Origin of the sequence: Superficieibacter electus, from assembly GCF_002915575.1 — a bacterium.
Taxonomy (GTDB): Bacteria; Pseudomonadota; Gammaproteobacteria; order Enterobacterales; family Enterobacteriaceae; genus Superficieibacter; species Superficieibacter electus.
Window position 1 is genome coordinate 44,549 of record NZ_PQGD01000028.1, and the last position, 13,815, is coordinate 58,363.

The following is a 13,815-nucleotide window of genomic DNA, read 5'->3' on the forward strand; positions in this document are numbered from 1 at the left end:
ATTTAACTTTTTGGTTTTTTATTTTAGACGGACTTTAAAATAGCATCGTTGATAAAATAATAAACATGGTTTGTTTTTTTGTTTGTATTGACAATCAAATGGGTATAAATTAATTTACTTACATGGCGTATATTTAACGCCACCGCCCCGGCGGCACCGGGCATAAAAGGAAAACCATTTTGAAACCGATGCTCAAAAAAGATTTTTTTTCAGCTATTGAAAACCTTCTCAAAGCTGGCTTTCAACCTCGCTTTTACACTGTTAACAGTGGCCGAATCGGTCTCATTACATTCACTGATAAAAATGGAACAAAACAGGTTGAACAGGTTTATTCCTGCACTTCTTTAGCCGCCAATACTTTTGGAAAGCGCTTCACCACTTGGTTAGAAGAAATTTTTCAAAAGCATAATGAAGAAAAAGTAGCTGATTCCGGGTTCGAGGTTGGTAGCCGTGTCTGGGATAAATTGATGTATACGTTGCGCACCATTTCAGAAATTCGTGCCGGGGGGGTGCTGGTGCTGGATAACGGTGCACAGCGTACACTGGATGAAGTGCAAAAAACGGCACCTGAAACAAACCAGGTGGAGCCAAAGGAAATCTCTTCACTTCAGGAGCTGCTGAACGCTTCCAAAAATCTGGAGCCGACTTCGCCTGAGCTAATTGCGGCTCTTAATGAGGCTCTGTCAACCGCCATAAAACGGTGAATGCAACGGCAGTCTGGCACATCAGGCCTTGTCAGAGATTAGGCCTGAAAAGCACTTACGTACCGATATAACACCTAATTCCCCTCTAAGGAGATTGCCCTAAATGGCGATGAATAAAAAAGAACAAGCCGCGTATGATGAGCTGGTGGCACAGGCCAGAATAAACCGCGCTTTACGCTGGTCTGACTATGGCGTTGAACGCGATATGCCCGTACCAGAGGTCTCGGGGGAATACCAAAACGGCTGGAGCTTCAACACCGCCACTGGCACTGTTTATCCGACATGGAGCGGAACTACGGTTCACGGCACACGGGAAGAGGGAGAGGTTGTCGATGCAACCTCCCGCCGCATGCGAGGCATGAATGGTAGCCAGAACGGCATACCACAATACAGCACCAAAGAACGCGCCCTGAAGGCATTACGCTGTTCGCTTGAAATCAAGTTTGCCATGCAGCTGGATGCCATAGATAAAGCTATCGCAAAAGAAATAGAGCTGTCCACCGCTCGCCGGGAGAGCGATACATCAGATGCCTAGCGGTAAACCATCAATTCAGGCCCGTGATCAGAGGGGCCTTAACGCCCTGAAAGAGGCGGTTCCAGCGACGGCACAACTACAGATGCGGGTTACCCCTGAACGTAAACTGCGTTACGTCAATCAGGCAAAGGCCGAAGGTCTGGGTCTAACAGACTGGGTCCAAAAGCATATGGATAACGTGTGTGATCTGGCAGGCCAGCCTGAAATAACCATGTACAAAGATGATGGAGAAACAAGTGGCCAAAAATAACAACAGTCTCAAACAGCATGTCTTCAATATGCTGTCGGCTGGCAGCGAACTTAAAGAAGTGAAGCGTTTTCTCACCAGCAAGCGAGTTAAAGCCCGCCTGGCAGTGTCAATGATCCACGAGCAGGCGATTGCTGTGCAGAACACTGAATACCAGAATTATCCGGCTTATAGCTAACTGGTAACAACAATTACAGAGAGATACTTAAAATGAGCGTAAACCCAGAATACACCAGGGTTCAGCATGTCCAGATTATTCGCGAGCGAGATGGGCAGAAGGAAGTTGTTCGAGTCTATGATGAAGATGGCGACGTGGTTCTGTGTTTACCTGCCTACATTCAGGATGAGGAAATAAATCTTATTCTGCGCCGGTTGAATGACGTATATTCAGTCGGATATCGTGTAGGTGATGCAGCCCGCCGCCGCGCCATCAAAAAAGCGCTGGGGGATGATGAGGAGTAAGGCCATTTTTACTGGCAAGATATCTGTATACCGGAGTCTTTAGAGTACGTTCTAATGGCTCCGGATTATTAATACTGTTTTACTCATGCAATAAAAAGCAAACCAAAATTCTTTCGCTAATTCATTTTTAAATGCTCAAATCATTAAATGTAAGGAGCGTTATTTATCAATAGGTATGGCGTTCTTAATGGCTATTAAGCTAGTTCTGCTTTCGCTTGCTTCTGGAAATTAGGGAAACCTAATTTTACCCTATCAAAAAGTAACTTTTCTGGTTTTGTTGCATTCACGTAAACAAAAAAGTCCCGCCGGGCAGAAAAGAAAAACATCAAAAATAGCTATTTTCCCGAAAAGATCACGAACACTGAAAAAGTATCATGGGGAACCTGATCAGGAGACAACCCATGAAAATCAAACTAGCCCTGCTTATTGCATTTGCAGGTTTCAGCGCAGGAGCTTCCGCTGAAATCGCAGAATTCAGCTTTAAAGATACCCTGAACGTTAAAAAGACCGTATCGCCTGCATCCGTATGGATTAATCCGGTAACGAGCTTTGACGTTGCCGTTATTTCCGGTCTGGACCGTTATATTACGCTCAGTCTGCTGAAAAGTGACGGGAGCCTCATCTGGAGCACGAAAAGCAGCCTGGTTACCGTTGATGACCGTACCACATCTTCGACAGGCTTTGATTATTACGGCAAGACTCTGACCGTACCAGCGATGGGAGAAGATAGCTTCACCCTCAGAGAGGTGATTACCGACTTGCAAGGGAAGGAGGTCTCCCGGCAGGATTACCCGCTTGCAATTGACCGAACGCCTCCGGCAACGGGTACCATAAGTTATACGAGAAATGGGTGGAACTTTGGCAGCGAAGCGATCTTCACTTCAGTACCAGCCGGTATGCAGTACGCCAGCGTCCAGGCACTGGTCTTTAATGGACTGAGTGATAAAGGTTCCGGGCTTGCTAATGCTGAATATTTCATAACCGATGCCGCTGGAGTGGAGCGTAAAAAGCCAGCGGAAATTAATACAGTGGAAGGTAGCGTAACCGTTCAAGTCGCCGACGCAAGCAGCAATGCCCTGGCACCGGAAAACCGCTCTGAATATAAAGTGGGGATCTACCTTTATGACAAAGCGGGAAACAGGAGCGAACTAAGCCGCCGAAGCGTAATTGATCGGGTTAAGCCTGACGATATCATCCAGGTGCAGGACGCCACTACCGGATCATGGGTCTCCTATCAGTCTGGCATGACCGTCTTCCAGAACCCTATTTCCGTACGGGTATTAAGGAAGAAAAGTGACTTTACTGCTGTTAACGGTTCCAAATATGGCTGGGCGGACTCGAATTTCCAGACGTCCGATAGCACTTATAATATCTATACTTTCAAATACATATATCCAAATGTGGGGGATACTTATCATGAATTTCAGACTCTGGCGGGAGGAGTAAGACGAATTCATCATAACTCCCTCAACTTCACTCCAGCCCCGGCGATGGAAATAGCCCCGAAGATAGTGGCTAAAGAGATGTACCGGAGTGATACCAGTGAGTGGTTAACTCAGGCCTCAATCAGCGTTAAAACCGCCACCATTAGCCGCATAAAGGTAACCGCAGAACCCCGACCATACGTGCAAAAGTTCAGAACGGTAAAAAATGCAGCCTGGTTCTGCACTATTCCTGTCGGACAAAGTTCATGCGAGATGACGGTTAACTTCAACTACACCAGTGACAAAGGATTTGAGTATCTGCATCTTTACTCGGGAAAAGATGGTGACAGCATATTCGATGCGCTTGCTGGTAATTTTACGGTTATCTGGGATAACAACCCACCGGTGGTTAATGTCGCTCAGGTAAACAAGGCCTCCAAGACAATCACTATGACGGCCACCGATAATGATCGCGTCAACGCCTGGAACATCAGCTACTGGGATACCAAAGTTTTCGAAGCCACCCTTAAAAATGCCCGGGGGGAAACTTTCACCCTGAAGCCTGTGACTGTCAGTGAAAGCGATTATAAAACCAAAAACGCCACTTTCTCATACGCTGGTCTACCGGACGGGGATTATACGGTTGTTAGCGTGTCTGCCACGGATCTTGTTGGAAACACAGGAACCAAAACGCTTAATGCACCGCTGAAAATTGACTCAACGCTTCCGGTTATTGCGTTCAGCTTTAATGGCGCAGACGCAGAAGGAAAACTGGTTAAAGGGCTTGAGAACCTACGCATAAGCGTTACTGATGCCTCTGGGGATGCTTCCCTGATATCGCTTCAGCTCGCTGGTGGACCTAACTCTGAAAAGGTCACCCTTGCATTCACGCCGCTATCCAAGGATGTCTTTATTCCTGAATACCCCAGAATCTTCCCCAATACTGACGAATCGGGACAGATGTATCATCTGGAGGCTCTGGCTATTGACGAATCAGGTAACCGGACCACTAAAACGCTTAATTTTACCTACCAGCCAGCTAACCTGATTATGCTGGATAATCTCAAGACGCTGGCCACAGCCGTAGCACTGAAAGCAACGGACAACACGCCGCTGGCCATCATCCGAACCAGTGTGTTGCGTCGTCAGGACGGTTCTATCATTACCGGACAGTTAAACGGAACCCTGACTGTTCAGAAAAACGCCCAGTTCGGCGTTACGGTTGCCGGAGTTACGGTCCAGCCTGGTGAAACTAAATCGCTGTCACTGGATCTTGGTAATGGTGAAGAGCGCACATATCCCGTTACTCCCGCTGTAAGTGGTCAATCTGGCACGGCCACATTTACTATAGAATTCCCTCAAACATAAACCCTACACAAGGGTACGGTAGTATGCCGTACCCTGTTACGCCATCCTCAATGTAAAATGTAGAGTTGAGCATGACTTAATTATTACTTTCTCATTAAGTGTCTCTTAAACTGCAAACGGGAAAGTAATATTCCCGAGACGGGAAGGACTCCTTCCTTTTGGTTATAATCTATGATGCTAAACTGTGTAATTACACCGGAACAATGTCCTCGTTTAAATCGCTGGCACCAGTACATGATTTATCCATGAATGCTTTTTGATGCAATTTTACTTCAGAATGCTCTTAATTTTTTAAACAAATTATATTTGAATCCTTCGTGTATAAATTTGCAGCCCCTCTCTCAATGTTTTTTTAAAATATTTACTCTCAGGTTATTAGCCAGTAGATTCATTCTGTCATGATTACTCCAGAACTAACCGGAGGAATCACATTATGACCAAATATTATGATCGCAGTGGAATTGAAATCTCCAGCGCAAAAATCCGCTGTGTTGATTCTGTAAAAGGTACTGCGGAATATACTTTTCGTATTGTTTGCGATAAATGCAATGGGCGGGGAGAGCGTAAGCATTTTTATAGAAGTCGCTGTATGGCTTGTAAAGCCACGGGTTACAGCCTCGAAACGACCCGTACTGCTTACACGCTGAATGCGCTGTACCGCATTAATGCGCAAGCTGCCCGCAAAGTGTCAGCATCCCTGCAAGACGAGCGTTTAAGGACTGAAAGCGCCCACAGTTCTGCGTTCACAGCATGGTGCAGGTCTCATCAAAAAATGGTTGATGCAATCACCCAACAATCCAGTAGTAATAATTTTCTGGAAAGCCTTAAGTCTTCTTTAACCCACCAGCGTCAGTTAAGTGATAAGCAGCTGGCAGTTGCCGCCCGCATTTTAGGTATTCATTAATTCAAAGCCCTTTTAATTTAATTTTAAGGTCAATTATTACGGAGGAACTATGATCCATTCATTTAAAGACAGACGGCTTGAAAAGTTCTTCCGTAATGGAAAAACAACGGCAGGTATTCCTTCTGAAATTATTAACGCGATTCTGTGTCGACTTGAAACGCTGGATAATGTCCAGAGTGAGCGGGAGTTATTATCCAACAGCTTGCGTTATGAACGCTTAAGAATGACGTCAAACCGTTATTCCTCCATTCGAGTAAACTCTAAGTATCGATTATTCTTTGAATGGAATGATGGCGCACATAATGTTCATTTGTCTGCACATGACTATAAATCGCTCATCCATTAAGGTTAAAAATGAAGCTATTTTCAATTTCATCCCGGGATACAAGCATGGACGCGATGTTTTATATCCAGGCCAGTACTAAACAACAGGCAAGTTACATATTTAGTACCCTTTCCCCGAAGCCTACTGCGAACTGCCAGCTTACAGATTTGCAGAATGAGACGGTCGTCCCTTCCATAAGCCCTATTTCGCTTTCACTTAACCCCTGGTCGATCAATTCCCAGTCCCGAACCCGGGAACTGCGTATGGCCACGCATGGTCTTAACCTGATCTGTGCAGTCACGGATGAGCATACCCGTCAGATAGTTGACTTTTGCGATAACCTTGGACAGCAGCTTAAGGATCCGGACGACAAAAGCGCCTGGGTTAAGCTCATTAATTCTGAATGCGCTTTGCTTAATTCTCCGCGTCTCTATCCCGTTCTGCTTGAGCCGGATACACCGGCACAATTTGAAATCTTTGTGCCAGCTCCGGAAGATGGAGAACACGACACGGTCATAGCCAGCGTTGTTAAAGAATGTTTCGGAGATGAATGCCGGTACAGAGTAACGGACAAAGCTTTTGCAATGTCGGAAAAGCCAGTCATCAGGCTGGAAGCTCATTTCAATGACAAACGCGAAAAGGTTTTAGAACTGACCTTTTCCTGTTTCAATCTTTCACTCTCAGCGTCCGTGCATGAAAACCAGCTACGTCAGATTTTGTTACTTTGCGAAGACTTTGGCGTAAGGCTTCAGGGTAGAGCAGGGGCATCCTGCCACGTTAATATGCGCAGTGCTTACCGTCGTCTTGCTCATGTTGGCACCGGCTCTCGCCCAGGTGATGACAGTGATGTGCGGGTCTATACCTCGTTAAAAGAAGAAAAAGATGTTAAGAGGCTGCTTGATAAGTCAACCAGGGGAAGTGAGCTTGTACCGGCGAGGCACGGGCAGCAGTTTAACGGGGTCTTAGTGAATGCCACACCCGCATCGGCCACTACTGGTTTCATTTACCTTTCGCATGATTTTCCGGAAGGCCAGTTTATGATGACAGCCGAGGTGTTGCATGTTGGAATTACACCAGGCGGTATTTACTACATTGAAACACTGGACGGTTACCGGTTTATCGTGACAGCGTTTGAGAAGGGATTAATGAACGGTTTGAGGGAGTTTATAGCTGCAAATGAGGAATATTTTAAGTATTACCGCTGGTCTTAGTATCTGAGCTGAAACCGGTAGGCCAGGGAAGGCAACCGGGAAAATGCAATTTAACCTGATCCTATACCTACGACTATCTTTATCCACTTATAATAGCCTCACCAAATTATAATGCCCGATCACCGCATTTGCTTAAACCTCACATATTCTTCTTATGCTTCCCCTGATAATCTACGACCGAAAGACAAAGGAAAGTGAATACGAAATAAGATTTATGAGCACATAAAAGTTACTTTTCCTTGGTGGCACATCACAAACATTGTGGGTTTCATAATCCTTTTTGTTATTTAAAAAGGATGTGTTCAATTCTAATTAAAGGTGGTATTTTTTTTGAAAGTTTGCTGGGAGGTTATTAGCTGGGGGGATGGGTAACAGTATAATAAGTACAGATGAAAAGGAGGTTTTATGAAAGCGTTAGACGTGGTTTCAACTCAACTCAACTTTATTAATCTGTTGGATCAGGCAGGATATGCTCTTTCAGAAATTGTTGTAAAACGCTTCAGTGCTGCACCAGCCTTTAACGAAGGGCACTGGTTGTTCATTGCAGAGCAGGATAACCGCTACATTGAAGTGGTCTGTATTCTCTCTTTAGCTTCAGAAAGCGGAGAGCAGCATATTGATGTTTTTATTAATATGTTCGAAGACCCGATTGATGATGTTATTTCACGAAACATTGAAACCAAAACCTTTGCGACGCTTTATAAATACATTGAACGTATACCTTTTACTCCGGGTGTAAAGAAAGAATTCTTGAGCAGTATTGAGAACATCAATTTTAGTTAATCAAAAACCACAACTTTTTGCCACCAAGTTATTAGGTAATGCTATCAACCTGATATAATTACCTTAACATGAATATGAGCGGAGCCGGGTTATGTCTAATAATACTGAAGTCATTAGCTGTGATTTATTTTCAACTCTATCTTCACTTAATTTTAGCACCGAGGATATTACAGGTTTGACTCCGGCCAACTTTCGAAAGGGAGCTTTCTTACATGCAAAAATTTCTGCTAGCCAGGCCACGCGAGCGACTGATATTTCCATTCAATTACTCACGGATCGTGTTTCAGGTGAAATGAACTACGTAATAGTAATTGGCAGGCACGAAGGACTCCTGCAAAGCGAAGCAATTGACCCAAACGCTGATAAGCAATACCGGGAAAACCGTTATTCTCGCCATTTTATCTCAGTAACCGATGCCAATACCAAAGCCCTGAAAAAAACCTGCAAGGTAATGAAAACATATATCAAAGAGCAGGCATTTAAGCCTAACACCTGGGGGCACAGTTTCATTAAGGGTTGATTTATTCTTGCCCCGGTGAGCCGGGGCAACGCTAAATTAACCTCAAACTGTGCTGGAGGCACAAATGTCTGAAAAACACTTTATCGTTAAAATCCAGAACCGAAACGGCGACCATGAGAATAGCTATGTTCGGTTACTCGTCAGCGATTGTGAGAAAAATGCTTGCCAGACGGCACTCATTTCAGAGTGCCATGGCGAGCTTGAACAGCTGAGTTTTGAAGACGGTGGGGTTTACGACTACAACGGCGAAAATCACTACAGTGTCAGGAGCTGCGTGGAGGTTGCTCCAGAAGACGTTGCAACTTTGCAACGCTTCCTTTAACACCTGCGACATTTGATTAAATATCGGGCGTCCGCTACAGGATGCCCGTGATTTAAACGATTCCTCAAAGATCGCTGTCACTCCTGATAACTGTATTAAGAGCAGGTTTGTGATAGGTTCAGCGTAACAACATTACTGGAATTTTGGTTGCCTTGATGAAGAGCTGCTTTTCTGATTTACCCGTTAAAGACGGCACGTCCGGAACCTGGAAACTGGACACATTCGAAATTACCGCAGATAAGGCGATGAGCCTCGCCCTTCGTGCCGAGTATACAGGTAATACAGACGAGTTTATCCCGCCCGGTAGATATCGGCGTTTGTCCAACGGCTGGGATGTGGTGATGTCCAATACCCCGATGGAGATCAGAACCTGCCAGGATTTTTTAGAGCGAGCCACCGGGCGCGTGCTCATTAATGGTCTTGGTCTGGGGATGGTGCTTCACGCCATTCTTCAAAAAGAAGATGTAACCCATGTAACAGTAATTGAAAAAGAACAGGACGTTATTAACCTCGTTGCGGCCTCGTTTGCAAACGATCCTCGCGTTGAAATTATCCATGCTGATGCAATGATGTATTGCCCACCAGCAGGCGTCACGTACAACGCATGCTGGCACGACATATGGCCAGACTTCGCAACAGCTAACCTCTCACAGATGGATAAGCTGGAAATTAAGTACCGGGACATCTGTGAATGGCAGGGCTCGTGGGGCAGGGAGGAGTGTGAGCAAAAGCACATTGAGTTTCAAAATCTTGGGGCTGATTGAGTACAACTTTTGAAGGTGTCTCCGCTAAAGAAGACTGGGTCTCTTTGCGCATGCCCAGCTGTGCTGCATGACCTGACAAAGCCTATAAATAAACAGATCGGTTTGATTTAGTAATCCCCCTTCCAACCATCAGGCCGATATTTAAACTGCATCTCCATTAAGGATGGCTGATGAGCACGATTTCTACGGATTTAATTGCACGGATCTACGCAGCCTCCGAATTGCCGTTGAGCAACGACGAGCTTTATCGCGAAGTGCAGCGTGAAACTGGCATGTCGGATGCCGAATTGCACGAACTGAAAGAATTTGGGTCAGATAAAACCAGAACCAGCGGCGTCAAACACAAAGTACGCTGGTTTCAGCAGACTCTTCGGCAGGCCGGAGTCATCGAACGCGTTCCAGAAAAACGGGGCGTCTGGAGATACTCCTCTAAGACGAAAACAAACCTACACGAGTCATGGGAAAAGCTCTGTGTTGTCGGTTTCTCAACTTCTCTTGGGGCATCGGTTTTTGGAAACGCCTATGCCTTCTTCAGCAATATCACAGAGCAAATTCATCTTTGCCTGACCTCGCCGCCTTACCTCCTTCGAAATTCAAGAGACTACGGGCATGGCGGGGGGCGTGGCGAGCAGGTTTATATTGACTGGCTTCTGCGTATCCTCGAACCGATCGTGAAACAGCTTGTACCCGGCGCAAGTGTGGCATTGAATATCACTCAAGATAGCTTTAATAGGGGCAGGCCTTCACGTTCTCTGTATCTGGAGCGTCTGACACTGGCATTATGTGACAAGCTGGGGCTTGAGCTCATGGACAGGCTTCAGTGGGTGAATCGCAGTAAGCCCCCATCGCCAACGCACTGGGCATGTAAGCAACGAGTGCAGCTCTGCTCATCGTATGAGCCTGTGCTGTGGTTTACCAATGATGCGAGTAAGGTTCGTTCAAACAACTTACGTGTACTGCAACCGCATTCAGAGCAGCATCTTAAATTGCAGGCAGCAGGCGGTGAAAATCGCACGACCTTTTATGGTGATGGGGCGTACCAGCTTAAAAGCGGATCCTTTGGAAATAAAACAGAAGGAACGATCCCCAAAAATACTTTGTTTTACGGCAATAGCTGCGCTGATACGAGATTTTGCCATTCCATTGCCCGCGAGCTAGGTTTTCCGCTGCATGGTGCAACGTCTCCTACCAGGCTTGCAGCGTTTCTGATTGAGTTTTTGACAGAGCCGGGAGATCTTGTTGTAGATCCCTTCGCTGGCCTGCATAAAGTTCCCATCGCAGCCGAGCGACTTGGCAGACGTTGGCTGGCGACGGACAAAATCATGGAATGGCTGGCGATTTCCCGAAACCTTTTTACGGCCGCACCGGGATATAAGAGTAACCCCATGCTGGACGAGCTCGCCGAACTGTATCGGGCTTAATGCAAGTTAACGGTTTTGATAAAGTGGTTTGAAGCGACAAGCGGTTTATTCATTTTGCATTGTTTCTACCATAAAATGACAATATTAACGGCTTAGCATACGCCGCAGAGATAATTAGGGTGCCATTCATTTCCGGTTGTCTGTATTAACGAGTGTATTCAATATTCACTTGTTTCTCCGATATAGACCCAACAAAAAAAACTGATGGTTGTGATACAGAACTTGTTGAATTAACATCCGGTACATTAACTATATTGGTAATTTAGACGGTTTCTAAATTAAAGTTGGACAGATATGAAGTCAGATACAGAAATGGTTTCTCCTATCGAGTTGCACATTGGCGATCATGTCCAGCGGCATGGTGCTTTATTTGAGGTTATGCATATTGTTGAATCCGAATGCGATATTCCCGGCGGCATCCGGGTAGCAGCATGCATTTCACGGGTTATCGGTGACGTTACGGGCAATATTCCTCGTGGTTGGCTGGAAACACCGAAGCGTATGGCTGAGCGAGGAGTTAAGTGGGCGACGAGTCTGCCTGAGGGGCTTTACTTTAACATCCAGGGGAACGCACATGCGAAAGTAAGCCGGGTTATTCGTAATGTGACTAATTGAAACTTTTTTCTGAATTGCGGTGTAAAAGTTACTTTTCACCGCATCGTTTTCCCTAACTACTAAATCAGAGCTTCTCTGAAATAAGCGGATTTAACCGCTAGCGATTTATTCAGGCCATTTTATTCTAATCATTATCCTACACTTCAAAAATATTCATTATTTTTTCTTCTGACCTATTAGCCAGAATTCTCGATTCGGTATCATTTACTTACGGTAAATCTTTTGAAAACGAGGTAAATGGCATGCATTCTCAGGATCCTATCACGAAATTAACCCAGACGTTGCAACGCGACGATGGTTCTCAGGTTCGTATTGTAGCGCAGCGGGGATATGGAAGTGGGCTTACAGCCTCGCTTGATGTGTACGTTCTCCGTCGTGATTCCTCTGAAAGCAACTGGTCACTGTGCGGAAAAGATCCTCACCCAGAGTGGAGAAAGATGTCAGTAGATGAGTATCAGAAATTTGGACGCTCTGAAATGCTGCGTTATGCCACACCAGGTGAAATTCTCAGGGTGGCATCCGCTATTGGCCAGCCAATGAGCTTCCTCGATGGCAACCCTGCGTTTTAGCCCGAACCCTGGCGACGCCTTTTAAACCGGCGTCATTCTTTTTACGAGCAACAGACGGAGAAAAAATGAATCTGAACGAACGAAGCACGAGCGCAGCAACGCCAGATTTGAGCCGACTTTATCTCATTTCCGGGCGCATTATGTTTGATGATGATGATCAGGCCTACCTGGTCGAAGCCGACTCCCCTGGTGATGCAGAGGAGGCTTTCCGGCATCATATTGCTGACAGTGCCGACGACTTAGAAAAGGTGATTATAGTTTCCTCTACAAGTTTCGCTTCAGCTCACAGCAGTCGCGTAATTTGTCGGCCTGCCGTGAAGTAATTTCAACTTCCAATGATATTTCCCTCTTTATAAAAGCCGCCGTCTGGCGGTTTTTATTTGCAAAAATGAATATTAATCCTGAATGATATTAATTTAAGATGAGGTAGTGTTCATATTCTTCTTCTTAATATTTTTTCTAAAAAAACGCCTTCAGGTTATTAGTTGGTATTAGTGTATTTGTTATGATCTTCTCATCAAATACATTAATTAAATAATCAAGGAGTCAACTGTGGCAGATAATTATACTCAGGCGTCGTTTATTATTCCCTGCACTCAGGAGCAGGCAAAAATGGCACAAGAAGCAATCACATTCGTTACCGAAGCAGAAATTGCAGAAGGTGAGCGTTTGCTTGATAAGCCACTGACAGATTGTTCTCTGACTGAGAAGCTGATCCTCAGTATTATCGAGAACCACCCTGAGTATGACCCTTCTGAGCCGAGCTTTGGGCAACCATCCTGCCCAGACTGCAATTATGAACTGTTGTTCGCAACAGAAGTTACCAGCAGTGGGCTGGCAGTTTTTCATGGAGAGACCATTGATCTTGACCATGCAATTTGCCTCACAACTGCCGTGCTGTCGGTATTCGACCTCTCGGAAATGGTAACAATTACTGCTGCATTTACATGCAGTAAAAGCCGGACAGATGAATTTGGGGGTATGACTATTCTGGTCACAAAGGATACCCACTATTACCAGGATGGCTGTCAGTTTTCTCGTCTCATGAATGAGGCTCACAAAGCCGGTATCCAGTATGCTCTGTGTAAAGTGACGCATTACCACGGTGAGAGCAGCTATGTGGCAAGCTATGTCCTGAGCTGCGACGTAGCGGATTCAGCCCAGGAGGTCGTTAACAAACGACTGAAGGCATGTGCCGGAAAAGAGCCAGAAGACGGAATCTATATTCTGTGTGAAGAAGACAACACTAGTCTTTCGGTCGAACTCGTTACAGAACTGTCTCCGCTCGATTACGACAAGCTGAGCAAGCTTCTCCCTTCCCTTGACACCCTTTGCGGCGCTTAAGCCTGCCAATTACCGTAGCCACCGGTTTCCCCGGTGGCCTGGAGCCTGCCATGACCAATAAATTCATAGTTTCTACCGTTGATTGTATCAATGAATTTGCAAGTGACGTTCCGCAGAGTGTTTCCTTACGGATAGATACAATGCTTGAACAGCGTATCCGCAAATTGGCGGCATACGTGAAAGAAAACGATCTTCATTTAACTGAGTTTTACTTCTATGAGGCTTTGTTGAATAAATCGAACTTTTGCTGAGTTGAAGGATCAGATCACGCATCTTCCCGACAACGCAGACCGTTCC

General features: G+C 45.5%; 17 protein-coding genes and 1 pseudogene. 17 read left to right on the forward strand and 1 reads right to left on the reverse strand.

Features of this window, described 5'->3' with window-relative positions:
* Positions 1-188 precede the first annotated feature (188 nt).
* From CHU32_RS24425 to CHU32_RS24510, 17 genes are all read left to right on the forward strand, one after another.
* Complete coding sequence (locus CHU32_RS24425; RefSeq protein ID WP_012695482.1) at positions 189-704, forward strand: hypothetical protein; 516 nt, start codon at positions 189-191, stop codon at positions 702-704.
* Positions 705-807: 103 nt separating this feature from the next.
* On the forward strand, positions 808-1,239 hold the full coding sequence (locus CHU32_RS24430) for a hypothetical protein (protein ID WP_001251242.1): 432 nt from the start codon (positions 808-810) through the stop codon (positions 1,237-1,239).
* Between the two features lie 221 nt (positions 1,240-1,460).
* Complete coding sequence (locus CHU32_RS24440) at positions 1,461-1,664, forward strand: hypothetical protein (RefSeq protein WP_012477421.1); 204 nt, start codon at positions 1,461-1,463, stop codon at positions 1,662-1,664.
* Positions 1,665-1,696: 32 nt separating this feature from the next.
* Positions 1,697-1,948 (forward strand): hypothetical protein, encoded by a 252-nt coding sequence (locus CHU32_RS24445; protein ID WP_000115760.1) that lies wholly within the window; start codon positions 1,697-1,699, stop codon positions 1,946-1,948.
* A 401-nt stretch (positions 1,949-2,349) separates the two neighbouring features.
* Positions 2,350-4,740 carry an Ig-like domain-containing protein gene (locus CHU32_RS24450; RefSeq protein WP_000694552.1) on the forward strand — a complete coding sequence of 797 codons (2,391 nt, stop codon included), beginning with the start codon at positions 2,350-2,352 and terminating at the stop codon, positions 4,738-4,740.
* Between the two features lie 433 nt (positions 4,741-5,173).
* Positions 5,174-5,644, forward strand: coding sequence for a hypothetical protein (locus CHU32_RS24455; RefSeq protein WP_000170639.1), 471 nt, complete (start codon positions 5,174-5,176; stop codon positions 5,642-5,644).
* A gap of 49 nt (positions 5,645-5,693) precedes the next feature.
* The gene (locus tag CHU32_RS24460) at positions 5,694-5,990 is read left to right on the forward strand and encodes a type II toxin-antitoxin system RelE/ParE family toxin (protein WP_000581857.1); all 297 of its coding nucleotides are present in this window, start codon (positions 5,694-5,696) and stop codon (positions 5,988-5,990) included.
* A gap of 44 nt (positions 5,991-6,034) precedes the next feature.
* On the forward strand, positions 6,035-7,180 hold the full coding sequence (locus tag CHU32_RS24465; protein WP_000339750.1) for a hypothetical protein: 1,146 nt from the start codon (positions 6,035-6,037) through the stop codon (positions 7,178-7,180).
* Between the two features lie 405 nt (positions 7,181-7,585).
* Positions 7,586-7,963: a hypothetical protein gene (locus CHU32_RS24470; RefSeq protein ID WP_000645320.1), complete on the forward strand. Its 378-nt coding sequence runs from the start codon at positions 7,586-7,588 to the stop codon at positions 7,961-7,963.
* Positions 7,964-8,054: 91 nt separating this feature from the next.
* A complete protein-coding gene (locus tag CHU32_RS24475; RefSeq protein WP_000069824.1) occupies positions 8,055-8,483 on the forward strand; it encodes a hypothetical protein in 429 nt (142 codons plus the stop codon).
* 64 nt (positions 8,484-8,547) lie between these two features.
* The gene (locus tag CHU32_RS24480; protein ID WP_001290639.1) at positions 8,548-8,805 is read left to right on the forward strand and encodes a hypothetical protein; all 258 of its coding nucleotides are present in this window, start codon (positions 8,548-8,550) and stop codon (positions 8,803-8,805) included.
* 155 nt (positions 8,806-8,960) lie between these two features.
* Complete coding sequence (locus CHU32_RS24485) at positions 8,961-9,569, forward strand: polyamine aminopropyltransferase (protein WP_000833775.1); 609 nt, start codon at positions 8,961-8,963, stop codon at positions 9,567-9,569.
* A gap of 170 nt (positions 9,570-9,739) precedes the next feature.
* Positions 9,740-10,990, forward strand: coding sequence for a site-specific DNA-methyltransferase (locus CHU32_RS24490; protein ID WP_000104393.1), 1,251 nt, complete (start codon positions 9,740-9,742; stop codon positions 10,988-10,990).
* A gap of 294 nt (positions 10,991-11,284) precedes the next feature.
* Positions 11,285-11,605 (forward strand): hypothetical protein, encoded by a 321-nt coding sequence (locus CHU32_RS24495; protein ID WP_000834113.1) that lies wholly within the window; start codon positions 11,285-11,287, stop codon positions 11,603-11,605.
* Positions 11,606-11,847: 242 nt separating this feature from the next.
* Positions 11,848-12,174 (forward strand): hypothetical protein, encoded by a 327-nt coding sequence (locus CHU32_RS24500; RefSeq protein ID WP_000556022.1) that lies wholly within the window; start codon positions 11,848-11,850, stop codon positions 12,172-12,174.
* A 65-nt stretch (positions 12,175-12,239) separates the two neighbouring features.
* Entirely contained in the window at positions 12,240-12,497 is a 258-nt protein-coding gene (locus CHU32_RS24505) for a hypothetical protein (protein WP_001052325.1), read from the forward strand.
* Positions 12,498-12,726: 229 nt separating this feature from the next.
* Entirely contained in the window at positions 12,727-13,518 is a 792-nt protein-coding gene (locus CHU32_RS24510) for a hypothetical protein (protein WP_000774871.1), read from the forward strand.
* 87 nt (positions 13,519-13,605) lie between these two features.
* On the opposite strand, the pseudogene CHU32_RS28470 reads toward CHU32_RS24510, so the two are convergent.
* Positions 13,606-13,815 (reverse strand): annotated as a pseudogene (locus tag CHU32_RS28470) (hypothetical protein); the annotation flags it as partial.